This window comes from Bdellovibrio bacteriovorus, assembly GCF_001592755.1.
Taxonomy (GTDB): Bacteria; Bdellovibrionota; Bdellovibrionia; order Bdellovibrionales; family Bdellovibrionaceae; genus Bdellovibrio; species Bdellovibrio bacteriovorus_E.
Genome location: NZ_LUKF01000002.1, coordinates 66,332 through 86,764 on the forward strand (window position 1 = coordinate 66,332; position 20,433 = coordinate 86,764).

The 20,433-nt window shown below is 45.2% G+C and carries 22 protein-coding genes and 1 riboswitch; of the genes, 9 read left to right on the top strand and 13 right to left on the bottom strand.

The annotated features are described in order from the left end of the window. Window positions 1-318: 318 nt before the first annotated feature. On the top strand, window positions 319-1,218 hold the full coding sequence (gene prpB, locus AZI85_RS03130) for a methylisocitrate lyase (RefSeq protein WP_063242718.1): 900 nt from the start codon (window positions 319-321) through the stop codon (window positions 1,216-1,218). Between the two features lie 131 nt (window positions 1,219-1,349). Beyond that, window positions 1,350-1,934, top strand: a complete 585-nt coding sequence (locus AZI85_RS03135) for a TIGR00730 family Rossman fold protein (RefSeq protein WP_063242719.1) — start codon at window positions 1,350-1,352, stop codon at window positions 1,932-1,934. Window positions 1,935-1,991: 57 nt separating this feature from the next. Here AZI85_RS03135 and AZI85_RS03140 read toward each other — a convergent pair whose 3' ends face one another. Together AZI85_RS03140 and AZI85_RS03145 are read right to left on the bottom strand one after the other, a co-directional pair. Further along, the gene (locus tag AZI85_RS03140) at window positions 1,992-2,540 is read right to left on the bottom strand and encodes a hypothetical protein (RefSeq protein ID WP_063242720.1); all 549 of its coding nucleotides are present in this window, start codon (window positions 2,538-2,540) and stop codon (window positions 1,992-1,994) included. A 109-nt stretch (window positions 2,541-2,649) separates the two neighbouring features. Then, window positions 2,650-2,985, bottom strand: a complete 336-nt coding sequence (locus AZI85_RS03145) for a DMT family transporter (protein WP_063242721.1) — start codon at window positions 2,983-2,985, stop codon at window positions 2,650-2,652. Between the two features lie 23 nt (window positions 2,986-3,008). Beyond that, window positions 3,009-3,081: riboswitch (guanidine-III (ykkC-III) riboswitch) on the bottom strand. Between the two features lie 105 nt (window positions 3,082-3,186). Here AZI85_RS03145 and AZI85_RS03150 point away from each other — a divergent pair. Continuing rightward, complete coding sequence (locus tag AZI85_RS03150) at window positions 3,187-4,206, top strand: lipoate--protein ligase (RefSeq protein WP_063242722.1); 1,020 nt, start codon at window positions 3,187-3,189, stop codon at window positions 4,204-4,206. Between the two features lies 1 nt (window position 4,207). On the opposite strand, the gene AZI85_RS03155 is transcribed toward AZI85_RS03150, so the two are convergent. Beyond that, a complete protein-coding gene (locus AZI85_RS03155; protein WP_063242723.1) occupies window positions 4,208-4,702 on the bottom strand; it encodes a hypothetical protein in 495 nt (164 codons plus the stop codon). Window positions 4,703-4,953: 251 nt separating this feature from the next. On the opposite strand from AZI85_RS03155, the gene AZI85_RS03160 reads away from it, so the two are divergent. Beyond that, entirely contained in the window at window positions 4,954-5,517 is a 564-nt protein-coding gene (locus AZI85_RS03160; RefSeq protein ID WP_063242724.1) for a hypothetical protein, read from the top strand. Here AZI85_RS03160 and AZI85_RS03165 read toward each other — a convergent pair whose 3' ends face one another. From AZI85_RS03165 to AZI85_RS03180, 4 genes are all read right to left on the bottom strand, one after another. Beyond that, a complete protein-coding gene (locus AZI85_RS03165) occupies window positions 5,518-6,294 on the bottom strand; it encodes an SDR family oxidoreductase (protein ID WP_063242725.1) in 777 nt (258 codons plus the stop codon). A 24-nt stretch (window positions 6,295-6,318) separates the two neighbouring features. Then, entirely contained in the window at window positions 6,319-6,978 is a 660-nt protein-coding gene (locus AZI85_RS03170) for an alpha/beta hydrolase (protein ID WP_063242726.1), read from the bottom strand. Window position 6,979: 1 nt separating this feature from the next. Then, on the bottom strand, window positions 6,980-7,903 hold the full coding sequence (ygiD, locus tag AZI85_RS03175) for a 4,5-DOPA dioxygenase extradiol (RefSeq protein WP_253720811.1): 924 nt from the start codon (window positions 7,901-7,903) through the stop codon (window positions 6,980-6,982). A gap of 96 nt (window positions 7,904-7,999) precedes the next feature. After that, on the bottom strand, window positions 8,000-8,374 hold the full coding sequence (locus tag AZI85_RS03180; protein ID WP_063242727.1) for a DUF1304 domain-containing protein: 375 nt from the start codon (window positions 8,372-8,374) through the stop codon (window positions 8,000-8,002). 203 nt (window positions 8,375-8,577) lie between these two features. Here AZI85_RS03180 and AZI85_RS03185 point away from each other — a divergent pair, with 203 nt between their 5' ends. Next, complete coding sequence (locus tag AZI85_RS03185; protein WP_063204474.1) at window positions 8,578-9,744, top strand: bifunctional 2-methylcitrate synthase/citrate synthase; 1,167 nt, start codon at window positions 8,578-8,580, stop codon at window positions 9,742-9,744. Between the two features lie 54 nt (window positions 9,745-9,798). On the opposite strand, the gene AZI85_RS03190 is transcribed toward AZI85_RS03185, so the two are convergent. Next, complete coding sequence (locus AZI85_RS03190) at window positions 9,799-10,338, bottom strand: hypothetical protein (RefSeq protein ID WP_155723907.1); 540 nt, start codon at window positions 10,336-10,338, stop codon at window positions 9,799-9,801. A gap of 111 nt (window positions 10,339-10,449) precedes the next feature. Between AZI85_RS03190 and AZI85_RS03195 the strand changes: the two genes are divergently transcribed. Beyond that, window positions 10,450-11,511: an alkaline phosphatase D family protein gene (locus AZI85_RS03195; protein WP_063242729.1), complete on the top strand. Its 1,062-nt coding sequence runs from the start codon at window positions 10,450-10,452 to the stop codon at window positions 11,509-11,511. 4 nt (window positions 11,512-11,515) lie between these two features. On the opposite strand, the gene AZI85_RS03200 is transcribed toward AZI85_RS03195, so the two are convergent. The 3 genes from AZI85_RS03200 to AZI85_RS03210 all read right to left on the bottom strand — a co-directional run bounded on the left by AZI85_RS03200 (window position 11,516) and on the right by AZI85_RS03210 (window position 14,067). Continuing rightward, window positions 11,516-12,100, bottom strand: a complete 585-nt coding sequence (locus tag AZI85_RS03200) for an alpha/beta hydrolase (protein ID WP_063242730.1) — start codon at window positions 12,098-12,100, stop codon at window positions 11,516-11,518. A gap of 459 nt (window positions 12,101-12,559) precedes the next feature. Beyond that, the gene (locus AZI85_RS03205; protein ID WP_063242731.1) at window positions 12,560-12,934 is read right to left on the bottom strand and encodes a group III truncated hemoglobin; all 375 of its coding nucleotides are present in this window, start codon (window positions 12,932-12,934) and stop codon (window positions 12,560-12,562) included. A gap of 173 nt (window positions 12,935-13,107) precedes the next feature. Next, on the bottom strand, window positions 13,108-14,067 hold the full coding sequence (locus AZI85_RS03210) for a hydrogen peroxide-inducible genes activator (RefSeq protein ID WP_063204479.1): 960 nt from the start codon (window positions 14,065-14,067) through the stop codon (window positions 13,108-13,110). A 199-nt stretch (window positions 14,068-14,266) separates the two neighbouring features. Between AZI85_RS03210 and ahpC the strand changes: the two genes are divergently transcribed. Both ahpC and ahpF read left to right on the top strand, forming a co-directional pair. Further along, window positions 14,267-14,833 (top strand): alkyl hydroperoxide reductase subunit C, encoded by a 567-nt coding sequence (ahpC, locus tag AZI85_RS03215; RefSeq protein WP_063204480.1) that lies wholly within the window; start codon window positions 14,267-14,269, stop codon window positions 14,831-14,833. Window positions 14,834-14,993: 160 nt separating this feature from the next. Next, the gene (ahpF, locus tag AZI85_RS03220) at window positions 14,994-16,559 is read left to right on the top strand and encodes an alkyl hydroperoxide reductase subunit F (RefSeq protein WP_063242732.1); all 1,566 of its coding nucleotides are present in this window, start codon (window positions 14,994-14,996) and stop codon (window positions 16,557-16,559) included. A 55-nt stretch (window positions 16,560-16,614) separates the two neighbouring features. On the opposite strand, the gene AZI85_RS03225 is transcribed toward ahpF, so the two are convergent. Then, window positions 16,615-16,971: a VOC family protein gene (locus tag AZI85_RS03225; protein ID WP_063242733.1), complete on the bottom strand. Its 357-nt coding sequence runs from the start codon at window positions 16,969-16,971 to the stop codon at window positions 16,615-16,617. A gap of 27 nt (window positions 16,972-16,998) precedes the next feature. On the opposite strand from AZI85_RS03225, the gene pepN reads away from it, so the two are divergent. Next, a complete protein-coding gene (gene pepN, locus AZI85_RS03230) occupies window positions 16,999-19,617 on the top strand; it encodes an aminopeptidase N (protein WP_063242734.1) in 2,619 nt (872 codons plus the stop codon). A gap of 94 nt (window positions 19,618-19,711) precedes the next feature. Here pepN and folE read toward each other — a convergent pair whose 3' ends face one another. Then, entirely contained in the window at window positions 19,712-20,428 is a 717-nt protein-coding gene (folE, locus tag AZI85_RS03235; protein WP_081110895.1) for a GTP cyclohydrolase I FolE, read from the bottom strand. Window positions 20,429-20,433: the final 5 nt, after the last annotated feature.

The window sequence follows — 20,433 nt, forward strand, 5'->3', positions numbered from 1 at the left end:
CCTCTAAAGGCTTTCCCTCCCCTCCTCCACGACGTCTTGGTTCTTTAAGTCCGCTTTATTTTTTGTCTTTGAAAGCACATTCGTGTTTGGAAATGTTAGAATCACCAGTGAATTTTCAAAGGCAAAAAGCTCGATCTCGTAAAGTTCTGAAAGCTTTTCTGTTTGTGAAGTTTTTCAGAGGTTGGCACTTACGGATTTTAATAGTTCGGTGTGGGGATCTGGATGCTGTTTTGGTCTTGAAAATTGAATGATGTGAATGACTTTTTTTGTCGTTTGTTTCTTTGAGTTTTCTTTTCTTTATTTATCTTTGGAGGAACGATGTTATTTCCTGAAATTACTCCCGCTCAAAAACGTAAGAATTTTCGTGAGGCTTTGAAATCGGGGAAACTTTTGCAGTTTCCCGGGTCTTGGTCGCCGCTTGTGAGTATGGCTATTGAGAAAGAAGGCTTTGATGGGGTTTATATCTCGGGGTCGGTTCTTTCTAATGATCTTGGGTATCCTGACATTGGTTTGACTTCTTTGACTGAGGTGGCTCAGCGTGGGCGTCAGATTGCTCGTACGACAAAGCTTCCAACTATTATTGATATTGATACGGGCTTTGGTGAGCCGATGAGTGCGACTCGCACAGTGCAAGAGATGATTGAGATGGGGCTTGCGGGTTGCCATATTGAAGATCAGATCAATCCGAAGCGTTGTGGTCACTTGGATGGTAAAGGTCTTGTGACTCGTGATGAAGCGACTCGCAAAGTGGCGGCAGCCGCTCGTGGTAAGAAGTTGGATGAAAACTTCCTTTTGATTGCTCGTACGGATGCTCGTGCGGTGGAAGGCTTGGATAAAGCTATTGACCGCGCGAAGGCTTACATCGATGCCGGTGCGGATTGTATTTTCACTGAGGCTTTAGAGACTGAAAAAGAATTTGAAACTTTCCGTAAGGCGGTTTCTGTTCCTCTTCTTGCGAACATGACGGAATTTGGTAAAGGTCGTTTGTACACTTATCAAGAGCTTTCAAACCTGGGTTACAATATCGTGATCTATCCTGTGACGACGTTCCGTCTTGCGATGGGTGCAACTGTGGCGGGTCTTAATGAAATCAAAGCTAAAGGAACTCAAGAAGGTCTTTTAGACAAAATGCAAACTCGCAAAGACTTGTATGCGCTATCCCGTTATGACGAATACAATTCTTTCGACACAAGCATCTTCAACTTCACGTTGAAATAGGTACCTGCTTCCCTTTGTTCACAAAAGGAACAGGGTTCGAAGGGAAAAAGGCGTTGTCCTTTTTCCCTTTTTATTTTCTCACACTGAAAAAAGCAGAAGTTCGTTCAGCATTTTTCTAACAGGAGTTTTTCATGAAAAAAATCTGTGTGTTTTGCGGTTCTAGTTCGGGGGTTCGTCCTGAATATTTAGAGATGGCGCGTGAGTTGGGAAAGACGTTTGCGATGAACGGCATCACTTTGGTTTATGGCGGTGCTAAGATCGGATTGATGGGGGCGATGGCGGACTCTTGCCTTGCTCACGGTGGGAAGGTTATTGGCGTTATTCCTCAAGTGATTATGCAAAAAGAAGTGGCGCATACGGGGCTCACGGATTTGCAGGTTGTGGATTCTATGCACACTCGCAAGGCGCGCATGGCGGAGCTGGCTGATGCCTTTATTGCTTTGCCTGGTGGGTTTGGAACTTTTGAAGAGCTTTGTGAGATTGTCACTTGGGCGCAGTTGGGTCTTCACCAAAAGCCCATTGGGATTTTGGACGTCAATGAATTCTATAAACCTTTGAAGGAACTGATTGAGTCTGGAATGCGTGAAGGATTTATTCGCGATGAGTATAAAGACCTTGTCGTGTTCGCGCAGTCGCCAGAAGAGATTTTGAATAAGTTTGCGAACTATGTTCCCGCGCCGACTCCCCAATGGCTTAAGTCGACGGCACAGACTTAAAAAATAGAAAAGCCAGTGAGACCACTGGCTTTTTTTCGTTTACGGAGTCTCAGAGCTTTAGCAGCCTGAACCTTCCATGTCGATTTGGTGAATCTTTCCGTTTTCAGTGTCGATGATTAATAATGACGAAAACGTCACTCCACATTGAACGGCGCCGATAGGAGCCACACCATATTTAACTGATTTGATCGAGCGAAGAATGAATTCTGCACGATTTACTTTCAATATTTGCTCGGCAAATTTGATTTTATCCTCTTGAGTTTGTTCACCCTCTTCAAGTCTCAGCTCAAGTTGACCGCGGATATAGTCGGAAGCGCCACCCCAAGTCTCTGGTCCCCAAGTCATGCCGTCGGTTTCCCATGCGGAGCCATCCTCGGCCCAGTGCTCTTCGAACTCTTCAACGGACTCAACATAACCTGTTTGCAGTGCAAGCTCTAGAATCATGGCTTTGGGGTCTTTGTTCGGAGCCACTGTGTATGTTTGCGAGCCTTCAGCTACTTCTGCAAGTAAAGTCGCTGCATAATTGATGCGCTCTTCAATGCTTTTAGATTTTGCGTTCGCAGTAAAAGAAAAAGCAAGTGAGGCAATAAGAATTAATTTTTTCATCGGGCCATCCTTTAAAAAGTGATTTGGAATGGCCCGTGTATATGCCGAATTCAGGTGAAAACAAAATCAATGCTTCACCTGAATATATTCATGAATTGAATAGTAATTATTACTCAGCCCCAGAGGTCATTTTTAAACCAATGATGGACACAAGAAGCAAGACCAAGAAAAAGATCCTTGCGGGTGTCACAGCTTCTTTAAATAAGACGATACCTAAAATAGCCGCCCCTAAGGCGCCGATCCCGACCCACACTCCATAAGCGGTTCCGATAGGAAGGACGTTTGCAGCTTTGGCTAAAAGGAACATACTCCCCGCTAAAGTCAGCAGAGTAAAAACGCTAGGGCCTAATTTTGTAAAGCCGGCTGTGTATTTAAGACCGATCGACCAGCCCACTTCAAGAAGGCCTGCGACCAATAAAAGAATCCATGCTGTTGTGTTAGACATACCAACACTCCTTTCGTTAGAAAAAAGCGTCGTCTTGTCTTGACCGGGTACGTCGCACATCGTCCGGGTAAAGGTTCAAATGAAAATGAACCGAAATACAGCCTTATTTAAATCGTTCTCAGCGAAAATGTCAACTTTCCTGCCCCGACTTGGGACCCTGCTCTCTTGACGACAACGGGGACAGGGAATAGGTTACGCCCTATGCAAAAACTCAAAGTTTTCCTGTCTGACAGTTTAAATCCTCATCTTAATCTTGCGACGGAAGAGTGGATCTTTCACAATTTGGATCCTTCTCAGCAAATTCTTTTCTTATGGCGCAATGAAGAGACTGTCGTCATCGGCCGCAACCAAAATCCTTGGACCGAGTGCAACCTTGCGCAAATGAAATCAGACAATGTTCATTTAGCGCGCAGGACAACCGGTGGCGGCGCTGTCTTTCACGATTTAGGAAATACCAACTTCACTTTTCTTTCTCCGAAAGAATCTTATAAGCGTGAAAACAATGTGCAGATCATTTTTGATGCTTTGAAAACTTTTGGCATTCAAGGAGAGGCTTCAGGTCGTAATGATTTACTGATCCCTTTCCATGATGGCCCCCGTAAGTTCAGCGGCAGCGCTTATCGCGAAAAGAAAGACCGTGCTTTCCATCATGGGACACTTCTTCTGCATACCGATCTAACTCGCCTTGGAAATTATCTGACTCCGAATCCAAAAAAATTGCAGGCCAAAGGCAAAGAATCCGTTCGCGCGCGCGTGGCAAACTTAAATGAAGTGGCGTCAGAAATCCGTCACGAACAGATTGTTGAAACCATGGTGGCTTCTTTTGAAAAATTCTATGGCGCCAAGGCCGAGATCGAGTCTTTGACGATGGCAAGCTTAAAAGAAATGCCGGAGCTTAAAACTCAGTACGACTCATTAAGTTCTTGGGATTGGTTGTATGGAAATACTTTAGAGTTCAGTCACAAGATGGATGAGTATTTGTCTTTGGGCTTTTTTGATTTTCATTTCAAAGTCGAAGACGGCGTGATCAAGGAACTTCGTATTTTCACAGATTGTTTGTACCCGCAATTGATCGAAGACCTCACGAATGAACTTCGTGGGTCCCCTTACCGCGGCGACGTGATTAAACACGCGTTTGGAAAAATCCAAAGCAAGTACCCGGATCTTTCCGCGGGACTGACAGAGCTTGAACAATGGCTCTGCCGCCAAATCGAAATTTAAATTATCTTACGCGTTTCAAGTTACGGCATTCGTATTGTTTGTAAGTGCGAGTGCCGTCAGCTTGGAATTCGTGATCGAAATAAAGGTTTGCAGCCAATACGCGACCCGTACCATCGCTAGCAATCTTCACTTCCGCTGAAGAAACTTTATCTAAGTTAAAGCTATAAGCATGAAAGCCATCTTTATATAGATAAGGCCCTTTCACAGAGGTCTTGTATTGCGCTTTACGAGCGTCACCTTTATTTACCGCTTCAGGAGCTTCTACCTCGATGCTTTTTACTTCGCCTTGGCCGTTAATATTTAAAGCCACTGCGCAAGCTCTTTCAGAGATCGCAAGCTTCTTACAGCCCAGATCTTTCGCAAAAAATCCACTGCCTGTATCCGCACACTGCTTGCGAGCCGCCAAAGTGCCGTGGAATACCAATGATTCGCCCGCTTGAGCTCCGATGGAGAACATCATTACGATCGCTTGTACCAGAAACGCTCTTTTCGTCATAAGAAAAACCTCCGTTAATATTCGTGAGGCTTAGGAGCAACATGTGTTCCATTATGAGATCAAAGACAACGAATCCTCGCCTTTATTCGAGTGCTCATGCCTTTACCAGGTGACGATTTTGGGCGTCTTTTCGGCAGGTGTTCTTGAGCGCTAAGCAAATAAACGGGCTTTAAACTAGGCATACTCGTCGCTAATAAACTTCCTGACTATTTAGACACCGGTTTTGCAACGTTTTAAAAAAGGGAGAACCCATGTTCGCTAAGAAATCTATTTCTATTACAGCTGCGGCACTTTTACTCAGCCTGGGAAGCCAAGCCATGGCCGCCTCCATGGAGTGCACTGTCAGTCTGACTACGGCGACCGCTGGAGGATTGATGCCGATGGAACGCACTATCACTTTAAAAGCCAGCCCAGTTCGTCCCGAGTCAAAAATGGAGCTCAGTGAGTGTACGGACTCTGATATCTTGGGCATGAACATCATGCTCTGTGCAACAGAAGATGGAGATGCCTTGGGTGTATTCCACGCCGAACTACTTATCAATAACGATGGTGGTGAGGAACTGGAGTTCACATCGGCGAAAGATATTTTCGCATATTCAAAAAAGCGTGCTGGCGCCTTGGTGTCGCTAGCCTCTGAAGGAACTTTGACTCCACAATTCATGAAGAAGATGGATGATGCGAATCTGACTTATCCAGAATACAAAGGGGGCGATTCTTTGGCGATTGACGATGCCGTTTCTGCCGCCTTCAAAAAGGGCGTGCTGAACAAAAACGACATCGTTTCTTTGAGCATCGAAAGCTGCCGACTTAAATAGCTATAAAGAAGGAGTTCTGCCGCCGTCGACAGGCAAGTTGATACCTGTGATGTAAGAGGCGGCGGGACTTGCTAAGAAGGCGATGGCTTCGGCCATCTCTTTCGGTTCTCCGATTCTTCGCATAGGCACAGACCTCTTCCAATTTTCTTCAACTTGATCCAATGTCGTTTGCGATGACTTCGCCGACGCATCCATTAAAGATGTCAGACGATCCGTCAGAATATAACCCGGTAAAACATTGTTGACGGTGATTCCGAAAGGAGCGAGTTCTCCGGCTAAGGTTTTTGACCAACTGGCCATGGCTCCCCTGACCGTATTAGAAACTCCTAAATTTGGCAGAGGATTTTTTACTGATGTGGAAATGACATTTAAGATGCGCCCATAGTGAGATTGCTTCATGGACGGAAGAAGTGTCTGAACCAACAAGTGCGCGGCATGCAAGTGCGATTTAAACGGAGCTTCGAATTCTTCGACGTTTGCGGCGTGAAGAGGACCCCCTTTAGGTCCTCCAGAATTATTAATAAGAATTTGCACTGATTCTTTTTGTAGCTGAGGTAAAAGTTTTTTTAAATTTTCGGTATCACCCAGATCGACGGTAAAATACTTGTGACCACTTCCCGAAAGTTCGTTCATTAAAGATTTTAGTTTTTCTTCGGTGCGGGCTAAGGCGATGATCTTCGCGCCCCGTTCAGCAAATAAAAGGGCTGTGGCTTTCCCGATTCCTCCAGAGGCTCCACAAACGACTGCTGTTTTTCCATTAAGACTCCACGAATTCATTCTTAGCCCCCGCGCTGGTTTGGATCAAAAATTGGCTTTAAGCCATTCACTTATATCATCTCTCATTTCTGGAGTGATTTCATGACCCGCATTGTAAGTCTTAAAGTTAAATGCAAAACCGGCTTTTTTCAAAGTTTCCGCCGTGGCTTCAGCATGAAACAAAGGGAGCTTGTTATCGTGCACACCGTGCAGGAGCAAAACCTTCGGCGTCGATGTCACTGTGCCATCAGGCACCACACCTTGCGAAATCTCTTGCAACGTGCGTCCGCCGATTGCGACGATGCCGCGAACAAGCTCGGGCTCCGTAAATCCTAAGGACAGACTCATGATGGTCCCTTGGCTGAAACCTAAAAGAAGGACTTTGCGGGCATCAACGTCGGGATGAGATTTTAGATCTTTAATAAATTCTTTGAGCAGGCGACGAGATTGTTCCGCTTCTTCGCGATTGTGAACGGGTCCCTCCGCAGTGAAGCGAACCTGGAACCACGCAAAACTTTCTGCACCGATCACTAAAGGTGCGCGCAAACTAAAGACGGCGAAACGTGGATCGAGCGAAGAAGCAAACTCCGCCAGATCCTTTTCGTTCGAACCGACGCCATGCAGAGCGATGATGACGGGCGACTTACCCTGGCCTTTTTCTTTCGCCGGAATGTAAATCGCCTGCAGCTTGTTTTCTGTTTTCATATCATCCTTTTTTACCCAAGCTAAACCCACGCATAGAAATAGAACCCATGTCATAACCTTCAAACTGGAACGCCAGTTCATCTTTCTCATCAGCGGCTCCTAAGACATAGAGCATTGGTAAATAGTGATCCGGTGTCGGCACACTAAGGCGACCGGCCGTCGACTTCATAAACTCTTCAGTGAGTGCCTTAAAGTCGCGATCGACCAGTTTTGCCTTTGCCCATTCATCAAACTCGATGGCCCAATCCTCACCTTGCAATGGCTTATCCCAATTCGCGCGGCGCAGGTTGTGAACAATGTTGCCGCTTCCGACAATCAAGACACCTTGCTCTCTTAATTTTTTTAAAGTGCGACCCAATTCAAAATGAAATGCCGGAGGCTCGGACATATCTATACTCAACTGCAAAACGGGAATATCGGCCTGCGGATACATCTTACGAAGCACCGCCCAGGTTCCATGATCCAATCCCCACGAACTGTCGTCGCCATGAATTTGCGGCTTACTGGAAAGGCTTTGAATTTGTTTTGCCAACTCTGGATCACCGGGCGCAGGATACTGCACGTTGAATAACTCTTGCGGAAAACCGTAGAAGTCATGAATCGTGCGTGGCTTTTCCATCCGAGTCACCCACGTGCCCGCGCTCAACCAGTGCGCAGAAACAACCAAGATGGCTTTTGGCGTGGCGATTTCATTTCCCAGATTCGCCAAACTTTGCGTGAATGGATTATCTTGGATGGCGTTCATAGGATTGCCGTGCCCAACAAAAAGCACGGGCATTTTTTCCCCGTCTTGTTTTGAAGTCAGATTTAAAAGAGTTTTTAATTGATCAGGCATATGCAATCTCCATAGACCTAAAGCTGTCAGCGCACTACCTGCGCCCATCAGCAAAGACCTTCGACTTAAGGAACGTGTTTCCTTACTCATGCCTCCATTATTATGGAAAAAGCACTGTTCCAAAAGACGTCAAATTTGCATAACACTGTTCTATTTTTGTCTAGTCACCCTGAGTCCTCTGCACTATCAGCTTTTCAGATAGGGAACCAGAGCGATGGCTGCGGGCACGAATTGAATCAAGGCTCCGCGCCACATCTTGCGTGGATTTGACAAAAGCAGGACTAAGCCCGCCCCACATATAGAAAGAAGAGCATAGATAATAAGTGTTGTTCCCATGGAATAGGTCATCTCTGCGGTTCTCAAATGCAGTCCCGCAAAAATCGCGATAGCCAAGAAGAGATTGTAAAAGCCCTGATTGAACGCAAGAGGCTTTGTCGCCGCCACATCTTGAGCCTTCACGCCAAAAATGCGATTGATGCGCGGGCGCCCCCAAAGAAGGCTTTCTAAAATAAAGAAGTACACATGCAAAAATGCCGGAAGAAGAGCGAACGATATTTCCATGCATTCAGTCTTTAGATCACGGGCTCTCACGTCAAGTGGTCTTCAAGTGGGCTCTCCCCCTCGCCGCAGCTGGCAAAGGCAGGCTTCATTGTTTCGGAGAGGTTGACCCACGCAGAACCCCGAGCTAGCTTGAGCCATTACTTTAACGACACATTGTGCGCCGCATTTTAAAGCAAATGCCGACGCCTTCTTGCGGAGGAAAAATGGCTGAATATATCAATCCAGATTACGTTCCAGAACCGGATAAAATGAACGTGAAAAAGGGCCTTGAGGGCGTGGTTATGGATACTTCAAAAGTATCTAAAGTAAACCCTCACACAAACTCTTTGATCTACCGTGGTTACCCAGTTCAAGACTTGGCTGAAAACTGCTCATTCGAAGAAGTGGCTTACCTTCTTTACAACAACGAGTTGCCAACAGCTTCTCAACTTGCGGACTTCACGAAAAAAGAGCGCGGCTACCGTGAGATCTCGACAACTTTGTTGAATGTGATCAAAGCTCTTCCACAAAAATGCCACCCGATGGATTCTATCCGCACGGCGGTTTCTTTCTTGGGAACTGAAGACGCTCGTATCTGGGATGCGACTCCCGCGACAAACATGGATAAAGCAATCCAGTTGCTAGCAAAAATTCCAACAATGGTTGCTGCCGACTACCGCTTCAAAAAAGGTTTGGACTTCATTCCTCCAAAAGCGGATCTTTCTATTTCTGAAAACTTCTTCCACATGTGCTTTGGTAAAGTACCTCAAAAAGAAGTTGTAAAGGCTTTCGACGTATCTTTGATCCTTTACGCTGAACACAGCTTCAATGCTTCTACTTTCACAGCACGTGTTGTGACTTCAACTCAATCTGATATCTACTCTGCAACTGTGGCGGGTATCGGTGCGTTGAAAGGTCCTTTGCACGGTGGTGCGAACGAAATGGTTATGCACATGATGAAAGAGATCGCAGACCCTGCGAAAGCAGAACAATGGATGTTGGATGCTCTAGCTCAGAAGAAAAAAGTCATGGGCTTCGGTCACCGCGTTTACCGTTCTGGTGACTCTCGCGTTCCAACAATGAAAAAATACGCGCAAGTTATGGCCGACGTAACTGGCGAGCAAAAATGGATGCAAATGTACACGTCGCTTGAAAAAGTGATGGTAGAGAAAAAGAAAATCTACCCTAACTTGGACTTCCCAGCGGGTCCTGCTTACTACATGATGGGCTTTGAGATCGACTTCTTTACGCCGATCTTCGTTATGGCTCGTACAACAGGCTGGTCTGCTCACATCATGGAGCAAGCTGCAGACAACCGTATCATCCGTCCTCTTTCTGAGTACGTGGGTCACGAACAACGCAAAGTTGTTCCTTTGTCTGAAAGAAAATAATTTAGAGAAATCTAGAATGAAAAAGGGAGCTGCAAAGCTCCCTTTTTTTTGGCTCTAGTGGATGGAAAGCTGCTGGCGTTCGTGGCTGTAAGCCACTAAAATGCGCTCGATCTCGGGATCTTCAGTATCTAAGCTTTCCTTCGTCGTAGGTAAAGCCATCAGATAATCGCTTTTGCGAACCATATTTTGAAAATCGAATTCTTTTAAATCTTTAAAGCGTCCCATTTGACGGCGCACTTTGAATAGTGACGTCATGGATTTTAAATGCGCCAAAGTTCCTTCCGCGTATTGGGTCTTCATCGTTGTTAGATCAATATTTTGACGCCATCTTTGCAGTGTCCCCATTGATGAGGCCTTAAGGATCTCACTGGATTGGGTATCTAAAACCTCGGCCCAACGCTTCGCTGTCTGCATATGCAGTGAAATGTCGTGACGGCGTTTGGATAACGGCTGAACAGCGACGCCATTTGTGGGCTGTCTCACTGTGGGATTGGTGCTTTTGGCTCCAACCAATGCGAGTTCAGAGGCCATGATGGCTAGTCCTACAAAGCAAAGCGCGGCAGTTCTTAAAAATAGTAGCATCTTCTTGTTCATACTTCTTAGGATATCCAAGAGTTGTGCCGTGTTCTAATTTGAGACGAAAGAATTTGACCGCAAGAACGTCCTCGCTTGAAATGAAGGCGCGTTTTTTAGGAAAAGGACTGTATGAAAAAGATTTTACTGCTTTCGTTATTTATTCTTGGCTGTGCACAGACGGCGAAACATGATTCGGGCTCGTCAACTTCTGCAACGTATATCTCCTCCCTGCCATCCCAGGAAATCGTGTATGAAAAGCCAGTGAATAAAATCGCTTTTGGTTCTTGCGCAAATCAAGATCAGCCAGAGCCATTATGGAAGGACGTTCTTCAAGCCAAGCCCGATCTTTTTCTTTTCATGGGTGATAATGTCTATGCCAGCCACCCGACTCAACAACCTATCGCCGAACAATATCGCAAGATGGATCAAATTCCTGAATACATCGCCATCCGCAAAGAAGTTCCTTTCATGGCAACCTGGGACGATCATGATTTCGGCGAACGCGATGGCGGATCCGACTTTAAAGGCAAAGACAATGCTCGCCGCGATTTCTTAAACTATTGGGGTTATGTTAAAAACAGCATTCCTTTAGAACAAAAGGGCATCTATCACGCGAAGATGATCGGACCAAAAAAGAAATCCGTGCAAGTGATCATGCTCGACACTCGCTATTTCCGCAGTCCTTTAAAAGAAAGCCCGGGGAATGAAGGCAAAGCGCAGGATTATATCCCGCAAGATGAAGGCACGATCTTAGGAGAAGCTCAATGGGAGTGGCTGGAAACACAGCTGAAGCGTCCTGCGGAAGTGCGCTTTATTGTTTCAAGTATTCAGTTGATTGCGAACGATCCCAAATACGAAAAATGGGGCAACTTCCCGAAAGAACGTCAGCGCTTCTTTGACTTGTTAAAGTCCACGCGCGCGAAGAATGTGATTTTGTTAAGCGGCGATCGTCATATTGCTTCGATCTCTAAGATGGATCTGAAAAATTACGGTTCTTTGTACGAAATCACCTCTAGCTCTATCAACCGCGCCAATAAATACAGCGATGCGGATTCTCACTATGTCGGCCCGGTTTACAGCAAAGAAAATTTTGGTCTGGCTGATATCGACTGGAAAAAGAAGCTTGTCACTGTCGACATTCGCGGCTTCAACAATGAAGTCGTTAATTCTGTTAAAATCAAATTGCGCTAATTATTTATTTATCCGCGCGACTCCAATCCACTAACGGTGGATTGGGGTTTTCGGCAAACTTTCCGTTAAACAGAGTTCGCGCCCACATCACTGTTTCATCGATCGCCGAATCCAGGTGAGTTTCATCGACAACCACTGTTGGAATATCCAGATCTTGCGCTTTGTTTTGTGCATCATCGTAAGGTCCTTGAATCATCACTAAGCCTTTACAGACATTGGATTCGCGACAGACTTGCGCCATGTATTCCGCTCCGACACTGACTCCGACGCCGATGATTTTTTCTGGATTGATGGTACCGTGCTTTTGCATAAAGCTAAGAGCGCAATGGATGTCTTCAGTGCGCTTTGAAGGCGACTCCCATGATTGCGCCGCCCCTTCATCTTCCGAATAGTAGCTATGATCCATCACGAGGCAGGCAAAACCTTCTTCACTCACTTCGCGCGCAATATAGTGCGTGATTTGGTTGGTGGCTCCTGTCATCGAACCTTCAAATAACAATCCGACCAGATGTTCGGAAGAATTTTTAGGTAGATAAAGGCAGCCTTCCAACAAACGTCCTTGCGAAGTAAACGTGATGGTGAGTTTCATAGCGGACCTCCCCGTTTCTAGTAGGATAGAAAATCTTGTCCTTATTCGGAAATGAGGGTTTGTTTGGTTGAGGAAAAACAAAGGTTGTTGTGTTGAAAGGCAATCAAATGCGTACAATAGGGACGATTTCACTTCCACCGTGGCAGTAAGCACTTGCGTCAGCGGGAAGAGCTTTAGTTCGATTCGGAAGGCCTGCTTTAAAAGCTTTGATTATTTTTTTGAGCTATTCTTCGTAACTAACTAACTAACTAACTAACTAACTAACTAACTAACTGATTAACTGACTACTAACTGACTACTGACTGACTACTGACTGACTACTGACTGACTACTGACTGACTACTGACTTACTAACTTACTAACTAACTGACTGACCTTAATAAATAATAGCTTAGTAACCTATTAAGTTAATAAAAAATCTATCTATTAAATTAACAATTCGATACCCACTCAATTAAATTAGTTGTCCATCAAACTTAAATTAATCATAAAATTCCGCGCAATCCGCAGCGCCCTCGATTTCGCCTCGGAAGCTTTTAAGCCCACAAAATTCTCATCCACAGTCTGCGTGAATAAGCGCAGCCATTGCTCGAAGTGACCCTGTTGCAAATTCAACTTCATATGCGGAGGGAAAGGCCTGCCGCGATAGGTATCTTCTCCCAACAACAAGTCAGCCCAAAAGTTGTAAAGCTTTGGCAAATGTTCTTCCCAATCCACTTTCGCGACGTCGGTGAATATGGGACCAATATAAGGATCTTGACGCACCTTCGAGTAAAACTCGTCGACTAACAACCTGATGTCTTCGCGGTTCTCAATGGGTTTTCTTGTTTTCATAATATCTTTCTTTTGCCTTCGTGAAATTACTTCTCCACGAACTCTTCAAGTGCTTTGTCGCCAGTTCATTCCGACAAAGATGCAATGACCTCAGCTACATTTTCGCGAATCACTTTATCACTATAAAAATATTCCGTTCACTCAACCGCTTCCGCGAAAAAGAGCCTGGTACCTTAAGCGATGGGAAGGACGTCGAGATCTTTTTGGCGGATCTTGCGCAGTTCTTCCGGAATGCTTTTTAATATCGCTTCGCCTAAAGCTTCGATCAATTCGTTTTTGTAGTGCTCGCGGCGATACACCAAACCGATTTCGCGGGCTGGGATCGGTCGTTCGAATTGCACTAAGTGACTGCGATCGCCAATGTGTTCGGCCGCTAGGTAAGGCAGCAAAGTGTAGCCTCCATACAGATCGACGAGGTTCTTCAGCGTTTCTAAACTTCCGCTTTCGAATTTATAACGTCGACCGCCGCCCTTATTTTTTCTGACCGAACACAGATCCAATACTTGATTGCGCAAGCAGTGACCTTCTTCCAGCAACCAAATATCTTCCATACTGAGACTTTGATATTTTATCTTTTTCATTTGCGCGTACTCGTGATTTTTTTCGCACAAGACCGAAAATGGCTCATAGTACAAAGGGTACTCAAACATCTTTGCCATCTTCGTCGGCGTCGCTAAAATTCCAACGTCGATTTCATCGGCATTCAAGGCTTCCAAAATCTGATCGGTTTGCAGCTCTTTAATGTTGAGCTCTACCTCGGGAAACAGTTCTTCGCAAACTGGCAGCAGGCGCGGCAATAAATATGGAGCCACGGTGGGGATGACACCGACCACCAAGCTTCCCTGCTTCGCCCCCTTTTTTTCGTGTTGAATCAGACTTTCGATCTTTCGTGCCTCAAACAGGACTGTTTGCATTTGAGATATTAGCTTTTTTCCCATCTGTGTCAGAAGAACTGGCTTTTTCGAGCGGTCAAAGATCACGACGCCCAAATCCTCTTCTAATTTCTGGATCTGCATACTCAACGTAGGTTGAGTCACAAAGCAGGCCTCTGCCGCCTTCGCAAAATGTCCGTATTTATGCACTGCCATGACGTATTCGAGCTGCGTCAAAGAAAAGTTCGTTTTTGGCGTCATAAACTGCTCCTTTATGAGGCAATTCTATCGAGATAGAGAAAATCTATCAATGGATATTTATAATCGATTTCACCAAAAGGGGTTGATCCTCTATTCTGATCGACGAAAGATGTTCACTAACAGAAAGCTGCTAGTGGACCTCATAATTTTTAGGCTCACGAGCCCATACAAAACAACCATTTTATTCGAAGGAGAATAAATGCTTACTCTAATCAACACGCAAGTGCCTGAATTCAAAGTTCAAGCTTATCACCACAATGATTTCAAAACTGTGACTCACAACGACCTTAAAGGTAAATGGTCTATCTTCTTCTTCTACCCAGCAGACTTCACATTCGTATGCCCTACTGAATTGGGTGACATGGCTGATAAATATGCTGATTTCCAAAAATTGGGCGTAGAAGTTTACGGTGTTTCTACAGACACTCACTTCACACACAAAGCATGGCATGATGCTTCTGATACAATCAAAAAAATCAAATACCCAATGTTGGCTGACCCTACATTCCAATTGACTCGCGCTTTCGGCGTACACATTGAAGAAGAAGGTCTTGCTTACCGCGGTACTTTCCTAGTGAACCCTGCTGGTAAAATCGTACTAGCTGAAGTTCAAGACAACGGTATCGGCCGTAACGCTGATGAGTTGTTCCGTAAAGTCCAAGCGGCTCAATACATCGCTGCAAACCCAGGCGAAGTATGCCCAGCTAAATGGACTCCAGGTAAATCTACTTTGAAACCAGGTCTAGACCTAGTTGGTAAAATCTAATTTAGATTTTCGCTTTCTTCCCCGCTGGCAACGGCGGGGACACTTTTCCACCGGAACTTCTTAGCACGGAAAAGTGTTTTTATAAGGGTCAAATCCGCGGCGTGAGCGCAAGTCAGCGACAAGACGTTGACCTTTATAAAAACACTTTTGGAGGTTTGAAATGTTGGATTCTTCTCTCTTAGAACAACTCAAATCAGTCTTCGCATCTCTCGAAAATACAGTCGAACTTGTAGTTGAAAACAGCACGCACGACGACAACAAAGATCTTCTTGAAATGTTGAACGAAGTGGCGAGCACTTCAGATAAAATCACCGTTCGCAATAGCGGCGGTACTTCGCCGATGCCTCAGTTTCATATTGCTTACAAAGGCAAACCGACGGGCATCGTGTTTAAAGGCATTCCAGGTGGTCACGAATTCACTTCGTTGATCCTGGCGATCTTAAACACCGATGGCAAAGGAAAAGCTCTAGACAGCTTGATGGCAAGTCGGGTGAAGCGTTTGAAAAAGAACATCACGATTCAGTCTTACATCTCTTTGACCTGTGAGAACTGTCCTGACGTGGTTCAAGCCTTGAATCAATTTGCGCTTGTTCACGGAAGCATGCGCCATGAGATCATTGATGGTGGCTACGTTCAAGACGACGTTCAAGCTTTGGGCATTCAAGGTGTTCCAAGTCTGGTTGCGAATTCCAAGATGTTCCACTCGGGCCGCATTCAACTTTTGGATCTTTTAACGAAACTTGAAAACACATTCGGCGTGGACGACTCCGCTCCCGTTGAAGAGCCTGTGAACAAAAACTTGGGTCACTTCGATACTTTGGTGATCGGCGGTGGGCCTGCGGGCGCATCGGCTGCGATTTACACAGTTCGTAAGGGCTTAAGTGTTGCGATGATCACTGAAAAAATCGGCGGTCAGGTGCAAGAGACCAAAGGTATTGAGAATTTGATCTCTGTTGTTTACACGGAAGGTCCTCAATTGGCAGCGCAGTTGAATCAACACGTTGCTAGCTACCCGATTAAACTTTTTGAAAACCGTCGTGTTAAAAAGATTCACACGAAAGACGGCATCAAAGCCATCGAACTTGAAAGTGGCGAACATCTGACAGCCGATGCGGTGATCGTGACAACGGGTGCGAAGTGGCGTGAGCTGAACGTCGAAGGTGAAAAAGACTATCTGGGTCGTGGCGTCGCTTACTGCCCTCACTGTGATGGTCCTTTCTACAAAGGTAAAAAGGTGGCCGTTATTGGTGGCGGAAACTCTGGCGTGGAAGCTGCGATTGATCTTGCCGGGATCGTTCGTGAAGTTGTGGTCTTTGAATACAACGATCAGTTGAAAGCGGATAAGATTTTGGTGGATAAACTTAAATCTTTGCCAAACGCTTCGATCATCACGAGCGCAAAAACTCAGAAAGTGATTGGCGACGGCCAAAAGGTCACGCAATTGGAGTACGTGGATCGCAGTTTAGATAAAACTGAAAAAATCGATCTTGATGGTGTCTTCGTTCAAATCGGTTTAGTTCCAAACAGTCAGTTCTTGAAGGACACTGTGAACTTAAGCAAGTTCGGTGAAATCATCGTCGACGAAAAAGGACGTACTTCTGAAGCGGGTATTTATGCTGCCGGAGACGTAACAACGACTCCGTACAAGCAGATCGTGATCGCCATGGGTGAAGGTGCTAAAGCCGCCCTCGCCGCCTTCGAAGATCGCATGTACAAACACAATTAATTAAAACAAAAAAGGGACCTCGAAGGTCCCTTTTTTATTTTAATTTGAAACTGATTTATATTTCACAAAGTTCGATGGAATGACCGTCTGGATCTAAGACAATCGCCTTTTTTCCGTCTGGCATCTCTGTTGGGTCCAAAATACACATGCTGCCTGGAATTTTCATCAACTCACCGACAGTACGTTCTAAATCTGTAATTCTAAAACCCAACTGCAAGCTCGGGATTTGAGCTTTTTGAGCGTTTTTGATGGAATACAAAGAAAATTCAACTCCATTGTGAAGGGCACGATGCACTTCACTTCCCTTATCAACTTTTGACGCTGTAAATTGAAAGCCGATTATTCCATAGAATCCCAGCATGTCTTGTAGATGCGGGGTGTTTATTGTGATAGAAGTGATTAACAAACTCATCGTCTCTATTATCTGAATCGAGGGCTTATGAAACAAGAAAAAATTTATCTTAAAGACTATAAAGGACCCGCTTTTTCTGTGGATTCAATAAACCTCGACTTCGTCATCAACGAAGACTTTTGTCGAGTTGTCGCAAAAAGTAAGATGAATAGAACCGAAGACGGCGCAGAGCTGCGTTTAAACGGCGTTGAGCTGAAACTAGTTTCCGTAAAAATTGACGGAACACCTCTTAAAACCGATCAATACCAAATCACTGAAGAAGAACTGATCATCCCTTCAACTCCGAAAAAATTTGAACTTGAAATTGAGACTGAGTTGCAACCACAGCACAACACGTCTTTGGAAGGCCTCTATAAATCCAACGGCATTTTCTGTACTCAGTGTGAAGCCCAAGGCTTTAGAAAAATCACTTACTTCTTAGACCGTCCGGATGTCATGACTTCTTATTCTGTGACGATTGAAGCCGACAAAAAGAAATACCCTGTCCTACTTTCAAACGGTGATCGCATCAAAATTGAAGACTTAGGAAACGGTCGTCACAAAGCTTTCTGGCGTGATCCACATAAAAAGCCTTGTTACTTGTTTGCTTTAGTCGCTGGAGATCTGGGTGTTATTCGTGACACCTTCACGACTTCTTCCGGTCGCAAAGTGAATTTAGAAGTCTATGCCGTGCATGGAAAGCAAGAGCGCTGCTGGCATGCGATGGAGTCTTTGAAAAAATCCATGAAATGGGATGAAGAGACTTTCGGGCTTGAATACGATCTTAATGACTACATGATCGTCGCGATTGATGATTTCAATGCGGGTGCGATGGAAAATAAAGGTCTTAATATCTTCAACTCTCGCTTAGTTCTTGCCGATTCCAATTCAGCAACAGACGTGGATTTCCACAGCATCGAGTCGGTTGTGGCCCATGAATACTTCCACAACTGGACAGGCAATCGTGTTACTTTGCGTGATTGGTTCCAACTTTCTTTAAAAGAAGGTTTGACGGTTTTCCGTGACCAAGAGTTTTCCGCCGATATGACAGATCGTGGAGTGCAAAGAATTGAAGACGTCGATGCTCTTCGCACAGGCCAATTCGCCGAAGATGCAGGACCTAACTCTCACCCGGTTCGTCCGGAATCCTGCATGGCCGTTGATAACTTCTTTACCATGACGATCTATGAAAAAGGATCTGAAGTGATCCGCATGATGCAAACGATTGTGGGACGAAAAGGTTTCCGCAAAGGCATGGATGAATACTTCAAACGTCACGATGGCCAAGCCGTAACGACTGAAGATTTCGCCGCCGCGATCGCCGAACCGAACGGCAAAGACTTCACACAGTTTAAGCGTTGGTACCATCAATCTGGAACTCCTGTAGTTCACGTGACAGAAGCTTATGACCAAGCTAAAGGCGAATACACTCTGTCATTGGAACAAACTTGCCCGCCAACACCAAATCAACCGCATAAAGAACCCTTCCACATTCCATTGATGATGGGTCTACTAGACAAGAACGGAAAAGAACTTGCTTTGAATTGCGATAAAATCCAGGTCAACACGGATGGAAAAAATCTAATTGAACTGAAAGAGCGCAAAGAGACTTTCGTATTTAAAGGTCTTAAAGAGCGTCCCGTACTTTCATTCCTTCGTGAATTCTCGGCACCTATTAATTTGCGTTGGGAAGCTGGTGAAGATGATTTGTACTTCCTTATGGAAAAAGACACGGACTCTTTCAACCGTCGCGAGATGGCTCAAAAACTGGGTTTAAATCTTCTGCACAACTTGATTGCGCGTCACCGCGAAGGAAAGCCTTTAAATATCGACAATCGTTACTTGAAGGCGATCAGCGCGACGATTCGCGATGCGGATATGGATCCTAGCTTCAAAGCTAAGATGCTTCAGATTCCAAGTCATGCCATCTTGGCGCAAGAAGAAGAAGTCTTAGATTCAGAAGCATTCCATAATGCACGCATCACTTTGCGATCTGCGATTGCTCGAGAGAACCGCACACAGCTTTTGGATATTTATCACAAGTATCATGGTGTTGAGCCGAAAAGCCACGACCCGAAAGTTTTCGGTCATCGTGCTTTGAAAAATCAAGCCCTGCACTACTTGGCTGAGCTTCACGATCTAGAAATTTTAGCGATTGCGAATAAGCAGTACTGGGAAGCACAAAACATGACCGACCGTATGACGGCGTTGATGATTCTGGCGGATACCGAGTCTGAATTCCGCGATAAGGCTTTAAGTGACTTCTATAACAACTGGAAAAACGATTCGGTTGTTATCAATAAGTGGTTCACAGCCCAAGCAACGACGACACGCAAGCAAACTTTGGAAGATGTGAAGGCTTTAACGAAACATCCGGCTTTCAACATCACAAATCCAAATAATGTGTATTCGCTTCTAAGAGCTTTCGGTGCGAACATTGTTCGCTTCAATGACCCGAAAACAGATGCTTACGAATTCTACGCAGATAAGATTCTTGAAATCGACGCGAAGAATCCACAAGTGGCGGCTCGCTTGTGTGCGGCTTTCAACTTTGTGAAAAAGTTAGATCCTGTGATGAAAGAAAAAGCGATCAAACAAATCAAACGTATGGTCGCGGTAGAAAGTCTGTCAAAGAACTCTCGCGAGCTTTTACAGTCTTCCATCTAAGAAACGGGCGGCCTTGGGCCGCTCAGGGGCTTTAAAACAAAAAAGCAGAAAGGAACCCTTTCTGCTTTTTTTATTTTCAAATATAATTCTTCAGTTATTTCGTACGGCAGTGCTGCAAGAACTCTTCGCGCGTTTCCATGCGAGTTTTAAAGTGCCCGCGAAGATCCGCCGTGGAAGTCGTACTCCCCGTGTCTTCAATACCTCTCATCACCACGCAGTAGTGTTTGGCATTGATGTGAACGGCGACATGCTCAGTCCCCAAGATGTATTGCAAACAGTCGGCGATCTGCTTTGTCAGGCGTTCTTGCACCTGAGGGCGACGTCCGAAGTACTGCACAATGCGATTGATCTTGGAAAGACCGATCACTTTTTTACTTGGAATATAAGCCACGGTGGCAAAACCATCGATCGGTAGGAAGTGATGCTCGCAGAAAGAAAGACAGCTGATATTTTGGACCACGATCATTTGATCGTAATTCATTTTGTTTTCAATAACTGTCATTTTCGGGAACTTCTTAGGATCTAGACCACTAAAAACTTCGTTCACATACATTTTAGCCACGCGACGCGGAGTCTCGCGAAGACTGTCGTCGGCAAGATCCAGTCCCAACGTCTCCATGATATCGACGAATTTTTCGGTGATTTTTTCGATCTTTTCTTCGTTTGAAAGACCATTGTGGATCATCGGCGTCGGACGCACATTATCCAGGATCTGCTTTACGGCGATCGCAACTTCATGCGGTGAAGAGGGGTCTACAGGAGGCAGTTTTTTAGAGACTTTTGCCGACTTTTTCTTTGTTGTTTTAGCCATGGTTC

What these genes read in the sequence shown, in the direction of transcription:
- prpB (WP_063242718.1), top strand. Translation starts at nt 319, where the DNA reads ATGTTATTTCCTGAAATTACTCCCGCTCAAAAACGTAAGAATTTTCGT.
- AZI85_RS03135 (WP_063242719.1), top strand. Translation starts at nt 1,350, where the DNA reads ATGAAAAAAATCTGTGTGTTTTGCGGTTCTAGTTCGGGGGTTCGTCCT.
- AZI85_RS03140 (WP_063242720.1), bottom strand. Translation starts at nt 2,540, where the DNA reads ATGAAAAAATTAATTCTTATTGCCTCACTTGCTTTTTCTTTTACTGCG.
- AZI85_RS03145 (WP_063242721.1), bottom strand. Translation starts at nt 2,985, where the DNA reads ATGTCTAACACAACAGCATGGATTCTTTTATTGGTCGCAGGCCTTCTT.
- AZI85_RS03150 (WP_063242722.1), top strand. Translation starts at nt 3,187, where the DNA reads ATGCAAAAACTCAAAGTTTTCCTGTCTGACAGTTTAAATCCTCATCTT.
- AZI85_RS03155 (WP_063242723.1), bottom strand. Translation starts at nt 4,702, where the DNA reads ATGACGAAAAGAGCGTTTCTGGTACAAGCGATCGTAATGATGTTCTCC.
- AZI85_RS03160 (WP_063242724.1), top strand. Translation starts at nt 4,954, where the DNA reads ATGTTCGCTAAGAAATCTATTTCTATTACAGCTGCGGCACTTTTACTC.
- AZI85_RS03165 (WP_063242725.1), bottom strand. Translation starts at nt 6,294, where the DNA reads ATGAATTCGTGGAGTCTTAATGGAAAAACAGCAGTCGTTTGTGGAGCC.
- AZI85_RS03170 (WP_063242726.1), bottom strand. Translation starts at nt 6,978, where the DNA reads ATGAAAACAGAAAACAAGCTGCAGGCGATTTACATTCCGGCGAAAGAA.
- ygiD (WP_253720811.1), bottom strand. Translation starts at nt 7,903, where the DNA reads ATGAGTAAGGAAACACGTTCCTTAAGTCGAAGGTCTTTGCTGATGGGC.
- AZI85_RS03180 (WP_063242727.1), bottom strand. Translation starts at nt 8,374, where the DNA reads ATGGAAATATCGTTCGCTCTTCTTCCGGCATTTTTGCATGTGTACTTC.
- AZI85_RS03185 (WP_063204474.1), top strand. Translation starts at nt 8,578, where the DNA reads ATGGCTGAATATATCAATCCAGATTACGTTCCAGAACCGGATAAAATG.
- AZI85_RS03190 (WP_155723907.1), bottom strand. Translation starts at nt 10,338, where the DNA reads ATGAACAAGAAGATGCTACTATTTTTAAGAACTGCCGCGCTTTGCTTT.
- AZI85_RS03195 (WP_063242729.1), top strand. Translation starts at nt 10,450, where the DNA reads ATGAAAAAGATTTTACTGCTTTCGTTATTTATTCTTGGCTGTGCACAG.
- AZI85_RS03200 (WP_063242730.1), bottom strand. Translation starts at nt 12,100, where the DNA reads ATGAAACTCACCATCACGTTTACTTCGCAAGGACGTTTGTTGGAAGGC.
- AZI85_RS03205 (WP_063242731.1), bottom strand. Translation starts at nt 12,934, where the DNA reads ATGAAAACAAGAAAACCCATTGAGAACCGCGAAGACATCAGGTTGTTA.
- AZI85_RS03210 (WP_063204479.1), bottom strand. Translation starts at nt 14,067, where the DNA reads ATGACGCCAAAAACGAACTTTTCTTTGACGCAGCTCGAATACGTCATG.
- ahpC (WP_063204480.1), top strand. Translation starts at nt 14,267, where the DNA reads ATGCTTACTCTAATCAACACGCAAGTGCCTGAATTCAAAGTTCAAGCT.
- ahpF (WP_063242732.1), top strand. Translation starts at nt 14,994, where the DNA reads ATGTTGGATTCTTCTCTCTTAGAACAACTCAAATCAGTCTTCGCATCT.
- AZI85_RS03225 (WP_063242733.1), bottom strand. Translation starts at nt 16,971, where the DNA reads ATGAGTTTGTTAATCACTTCTATCACAATAAACACCCCGCATCTACAA.
- pepN (WP_063242734.1), top strand. Translation starts at nt 16,999, where the DNA reads ATGAAACAAGAAAAAATTTATCTTAAAGACTATAAAGGACCCGCTTTT.
- folE (WP_081110895.1), bottom strand. Translation starts at nt 20,428, where the DNA reads ATGGCTAAAACAACAAAGAAAAAGTCGGCAAAAGTCTCTAAAAAACTG.